General features: G+C 57.1%; 2 protein-coding genes. One reads left to right on the top strand and one right to left on the bottom strand.

The features are described 5' to 3' along the window. Positions 1-33 precede the first annotated feature (33 nt). Complete coding sequence (locus tag B2R17_RS16200; RefSeq protein ID WP_286764793.1) at positions 34-2,916, bottom strand: serine hydrolase; 2,883 nt, start codon at positions 2,914-2,916, stop codon at positions 34-36. A gap of 574 nt (positions 2,917-3,490) precedes the next feature. Here B2R17_RS16200 and B2R17_RS16205 point away from each other — a divergent pair. After that, positions 3,491-5,836 carry an AMP-binding protein gene (locus tag B2R17_RS16205; RefSeq protein ID WP_286764794.1) on the top strand — a complete coding sequence of 782 codons (2,346 nt, stop codon included), beginning with the start codon at positions 3,491-3,493 and terminating at the stop codon, positions 5,834-5,836. The last annotated feature ends 164 nt before the right edge of the window (positions 5,837-6,000 follow it).

Raw genomic sequence — 6,000 nt, forward strand, 5'->3', positions numbered from 1 at the left:
ATTCAAGTTGCCCAGCTGAAAGCTTCGCCAAGTTCAGTTCGCGTCTTGCGGAGGCCAATCTTCGATCTGGTCGATCGCCTCCATGACTTGAGGAAGGATGGTGCCGGTCACTCGTGAAAGACGAGCGGTGACTCGTGTGTTGAACAATAACGCGACGTTCTTTCCATCGGAACGACGAACCAGAATCGTGTTGGTGCCGGGAAGTGAACCGCCATGGGAAGCGGTCAATTCGCCAGAGTCATCGGTGACCACCGACCAACCTTGGCCGTAGTACCTGGGCTTGAGGTCACCGTTCTTCTTGTGTCCCGCCAAACCTTCCGGCCGAGCAAAAATGTCGTTGATTCTGGCGGACGACAACAGCGGGCTGTTCTCGGGATCGTCGAACGCACTTGCGAACCGAGCCAGGTCGCTGGCCGATGCAATCCACGCTCCGTGGGAATCCATCGCCTCCAAGTGCCAAGCCCCATAGGTTTGCGGCACACGCGAATTCAAATCCTCGGCGAAGACGGAGTCGCCTTGGTGCGGATCGTAGTAGCGGACCTCGTTTGGTTTGCGGCCTTCCAAACGAGTCGCACCGACAGACATCGTTGTCACGCCGATCGGTTGCAGGACATTTTGTTTGACATAGTTTTCGTAAGTCTCGCCGGTAATCTTCTCGATGACTCGCCCAAGCAGGCAGTAGCCGTAGTTGGAATACGCGTACCGCTCACCCGGATCAAAGTCGAGCGGTTTGCCTCGCATGACACGGATGATGGTGTCGGGCGTCGCGGGGTGGGATGCACTGAGAGCGTTGGCAAATTGGGTTGAGCGGAACATCGCGTCGAACGATTGGTCTCGATCCCAACCACCACGATGTTGCAACAAGTGCTGGAGCGTGATCTCGTTTTGTCGCTCGTCGATCTTGGAACCTTCTTCCACATGAGGCTCGTGGTCGAGGATTTCGAAGACTTTGTCGTCGAGCGAGAGTTTGCCTTGATCGACCAACTGCAAGATCGCGACCGCGGTGATCGGTTTGGAAATGCTTGCGATCCGAAACAAACTCTCGGGCGTCACCGGTTCTCTCTGACCCACGTCGGCGTAGCCGAATCCGCGAGCGTAGACGACGTTGCTTCGGTTCGTGATCGCGAGCGATGCACCCGGGATACGGTGCTCGCGAAGGAATGATTGCATCACCCTATCGACTTCGCGAAACGCTGGTTGGTCGTTTCCGGTGACGATCGCGTGCGACGCGGTGGCGGGATCAAAGCCCGGGCCGCGGAGGACTTTGCCGGGACGTTTGCCGGTGAACTTGCCGTGGGCGAGCACGGGAATTCCGTTGACGATCACGTGCTTCATGCCAACCGATTCGGCGTGCGGGTTTTCGAAGTTGGCTCGATCGGCGAGTTCATCAAAGTCGAACACGATCACGTCGGCGGCCAAACCCTCGGCGATTCGGCCGCGGTCATAAACCATCACGGCGTTGGCCGCGGCGGCACTGGCTTGCGAGATCGCTTGTTCCATTGAGATCGCCCCCAAGTCACGAACATATCGCGACAACATTCGTGGGAACGAACCGTAGGAACGTGGATGCGAGGCGCCTCGATTGCCACCCGCCGGACCGACATCGGTGCAGAAAGAAACGAACTCTTGTTGCATCGCCAAGATCTTGTTCGCGTCGCTCATCGTTTCGGGCAATGCAAACGTGGATGCATTGCACAGTCCAAAGAAGGTGTCCCAAGCGTCTTCGCCAGTTGCTTTGGCAATCGCGGCGACGGATTGGCCAGCGTACTCGCGATAACGAGGCTCAGAGGTTTGGCCGATGATGATGCGGTCCCAATCCGAGCCCGCGTGGCGATACCAGTTTTCCCAACCGCTGGTGGATTCGATTTCCTCGCGAACTTCAGCTCGCAGTTCTTCGTTGTCGGCCAACCGGTTGAGGAATTTGGCTCGTCCTTCGCCAAAGTGCCGCGGGTGAATCAGGGCATCGATTCCCAACCCGTTGTTGATGTAGGGATAGATGTCGGCGGTGACTTGGTGGCCTTCGCTGCGGGCGGCTTTGATGCGCGCGATTGCCAATTGCATCTTGCCCCAGTTCTGACGACCGGCGGCTTTCAAGTGAAAGATGTGAACGGGGGTGTTGCCGATCCGGCCAATTTCCAGAGCTTCGTCGATCGCTTCGAGAAGCTGGTCGCCTTCGTTTCGCATGTGTGTGTAGTAGCGTCCGCCGTGTTCGCCAGCGACTCCGGCCAAGGCACCGATTTCTTCGGTCGATGCATAAACGGCGGGAGGGTAGATCAACGCGGTGGAAACTCCGATCGCACCCGCACGCATGGCTTCGCGAACGTGTTTTTTCATCGCCTCCAGTTCATCGTCGCTGGGACGCCGGTCGTCTTCACCCATCACCAACCGGCGGACTTGGGTGTGACCGATCGTTTGTACGGTGTTGACGGGCATGCCTTTCAGGTCCAGCAACTGAAAGTACTCCGCCATGTTTTGCCAACCGACTGTTTTCGCGTCGTGATCTGAAACCGGCGCGGCCGACGATCCCTCGCCCGCGTTGATGGTCGTGATGCCTTGCGTCAGTAAGTTCATTGCCGACGAAGGATTCCGAAGTATCGGCGTGGCGGTTTGCCCCATCATGTCGATGAACCCGGGAGCGACGATCAATCCCTCGGCGTCGATCGTGTCTTTGGCGGACGCCGGATCGATGCGGCCGATGTGGGTGATCTTGCCGTTCGTGATTCCGACATCGGCTTCGTACCAAGGGGCACCCGTGCCATCGACCACGTGCCCGTTCAGGATCGCGAGATCGAAGGATGGCTCTTTTGATTTGGGCTCGTCGTCCGCGGCGAAGGTCGCCGGTGAAATCAGCCAAACAACCAAGAAACAAAGGGCCAGGGATCGACGCGGCGCAATGTCAGAGGGCTTCTTCCACACAGGATTGACTCGGCAGGCGGGGAGGGGCAGGCGGGACAGTGACCCGAGCCGACGAAGCGGACAGATCAAATTGCAGCCAACAGCTTAACTGATCCGAGAGGGGGACTTGGTCGTCCGCATATGCCGCCGGACTGATGCGAGTGAGAAGTCATTTCCGCGACGGTGGACTTGTTCGCGTCAAGCGGATGGGATCAAAGCGAGTGCAGTGTTTCTTTTTCTTGCCTAAATTCGCGCAATGGCTAGGTTTGACACCGGGATTTGCTAGTAAACGCAGTCAAGAACACGAATCATTTTCGCGGCAACCGTGGAAGGGGGGTTCGATCTCTCTTGGCAACCTGTAACGATAGGGCATCTTGAGAAGTTTTGGAGTCCCGCCATCCATGACGGTTGTGCGGTAAGCAAGGATGCCCCCCTGACGAATTTTGACCTGTCGTCAAAGAAACGCCATCATGCTTTCCATCCACCTAGCAGAGTTATATGCTAGGACGAAAGACGACCCAAACTTACTATCCTGCCCCGGCGAGCCAAACAGTTTTCGAGTTGCCCACCTGATCGGCCCACCGCCTGAGACCGTATGTTACGCAAATCAGATATCACTGATTCCACGACCCGCGAGCCCAATGAGACGCGATGGAAATCGCTCGCTCATTTGCTCGTTGATCGTGCCGCGCGGCATCCCGATCGTCCGGCGCTGACGTTTCTGACCGACGATTCGTTGGATGGGACGGAACAACCGCAGACGCTGACTTACGCCGAACTGCACCGCCGCGTTTGTGCGGTCGCGGCTCGTTTACTGCGTGACACTGGTGCGACGGCGGGTGATCGAGCGATGTTGTTGTTCCCGCCCGGTTTGGAATTCATGGTCGGGTTCATGGCCTGCGAGATGGCTCGGTTGATTCCGGTCCCGACCAGTTATCCAAAGCCCGGCCGTGCGATGCCACGGTTGGATACTTCCGTGGCCGATTGCCGACCATCCGTGTTGATCAGCGATCAAGAAACCATCGCGGGCATCGATCCGCATCGGGTGTCGCCCGATACCGCGGCGCTGCCAAAGATTGCGACGGATGTTTCGATCGAACAAGATCTGACAACGATCGACGCGACTGATGATGCACTGCCGTTGGGCGACATCGAATCGACCGACTTGGCTTTGTTGCAATACACCAGTGGATCGACGAGCGATCCAAAAGGTGTGATGGTTTCGCATGCTAACTTATTGAGCAACCTGGAATCGATTCGTCATGCATTCGGAATTGAATGGTCCGATGACGATGGCGACGACTTCGAGCGAGGTTTGTTCTGGTTGCCTCCATTCCATGACATGGGATTGATCGGCGGAATCCTTGAGCCGTTGTACGTCGGCGGTCATGCGATCTTGATGTCGCCAAGGTCCTTTCTCGCTCGGCCGATGCGTTGGCTTCGAGCGATCTCGGACTACAAGGCCACCATTAGCGGTGCACCCAACTTCGCGTATCAGTTGTGCGTTGACCGAGTTGATCTGGCTCAGGCGGAGTCGCTTGACCTGAGCGGTTGGGAGTTGGCGTTTTGTGGTGCCGAACCGATTGTCGCGGACACGTTGCAGCAGTTCACCGATCGATTCTCCGACGCAGGTTTTCGCGGTGAAACTTTCTGTCCTTGTTACGGATTGGCCGAAGCAACCTTGATGGCGGCGAGTTGCCGGTCCGGGCAAGCACCCAGTTTGCTGGACGTGGACAAAGACGAATTGGCTCATGGGCGTGGACGAGTCATCCGCCATACCACGCTCGGAAAGACATTGCCGAACGATGCGTCCATTGCGAAGCCGGACCCTGCGACGTCGCGTCAATTGGTCAGTTCGGGAAATCCGGCTCACGAGATGACCGTGTTGGTCGTTGATGCGAAATCAAAACGTGAACAGCCCGATGGCGAGATTGGTGAAATCTGGTTGGCGGGACCATCGGTGACGTCTGGTTACTGGAAACGCGAATCTGTGAACGCGGAAGTCTTCGGTGCGACTCTCGCCGACGGAGATCCTGCGGAGAAGTTTCTGCGAACCGGCGATTTGGGATTCATTCACGACGGCGAAGTCTACGTGACTGGACGTAGTAAAGACGTGGTGATCTTGCGTGGTCGAAACTTGTTCCCGCAGGACATCGAGGCGACGGTCAAAGGTTTGCTGCAAGCCAACGTGCTGCAGTGTGCCGCGGTCGCAACCACCGGACGGACTGGAGACGCTTTGACGGTCGCTGCCGAAGTTTCGCGACACGTCGACTCAGAAGAATTACCCGACATCGTGCGTCATATTCGACGTGCGATCATTGACGATCACGAAGTTGACGCTCGCCAAGTGTTGATCACTCGGCCTGGCGGGATTCCGTTGACGACGAGCGGTAAAGTCCAGCGACAACAGTGCCGTTCGATGATCGAAGCCGGCGAGTTGTCGGCACGTTACCAGTGGTCACGCAATCGATTCATCGACGATTCAGAATCCGTGGCTCTGCCTGAATTGCCGACCCGTGTGACTCGGGAAGAGATTCCCGAAGCGACCGAGCAAATCACCGCCTGGTTGTTAGCTTGGTTGTCTGGTCACAGCGGCGAACAGATCCACGAAGACGGCGAACGCCCGATTCGCAACGCATCGCTGACACCGGAAACCCCGTTCGCCGAAACCGGCATGGATTCGTTGACGGCGGTGGAGTTGAGCAGCGAGCTGGAAGATTGGTTGGGGATCGAGCTGACTCCCGTGTTGGCGTTTAACTACCCCACCTCTGCACGCTTGGCAGCGTATCTGGCGGAGACCTTGGCCGGTGGTCCCGAACAAGATGCCACCGCGAATGAATTCGATGGTGCGGAAGACGACATTCAATCGGATATTGAAGCGTCCGATTTATCGCCCGAAGAGTTGGAAGCTTTGCTGAGCGAAATCGAAAACGATTCGTAGAGGCGTGGAGCGTTCCACCGAGTCGCGATATTTGTGTGCGAATGTTTGCGTGCGTTCGTCGTAGGCCATGTCTCACATGGCGACCGTGTTGGGGCGCGTTCTTCGTTTGGGATGTTTTCGATGTGGCGGATGAACCAGAACGCGACGATCGCCAGGTGGAACCT

Origin of the sequence: Rhodopirellula sp. UBA1907 (genome assembly GCF_002337565.1) — a bacterium.
Classification (GTDB): domain Bacteria; phylum Planctomycetota; class Planctomycetia; order Pirellulales; family Pirellulaceae; genus Rhodopirellula; species Rhodopirellula europaea.

Bases quoted from the DNA above. Each gene is read 5' to 3' on its own strand.
- B2R17_RS16205 (WP_286764794.1), top strand. From the start codon at position 3,491: ATGTTACGCAAATCAGATATCACTGATTCCACGACCCGCGAGCCCAAT.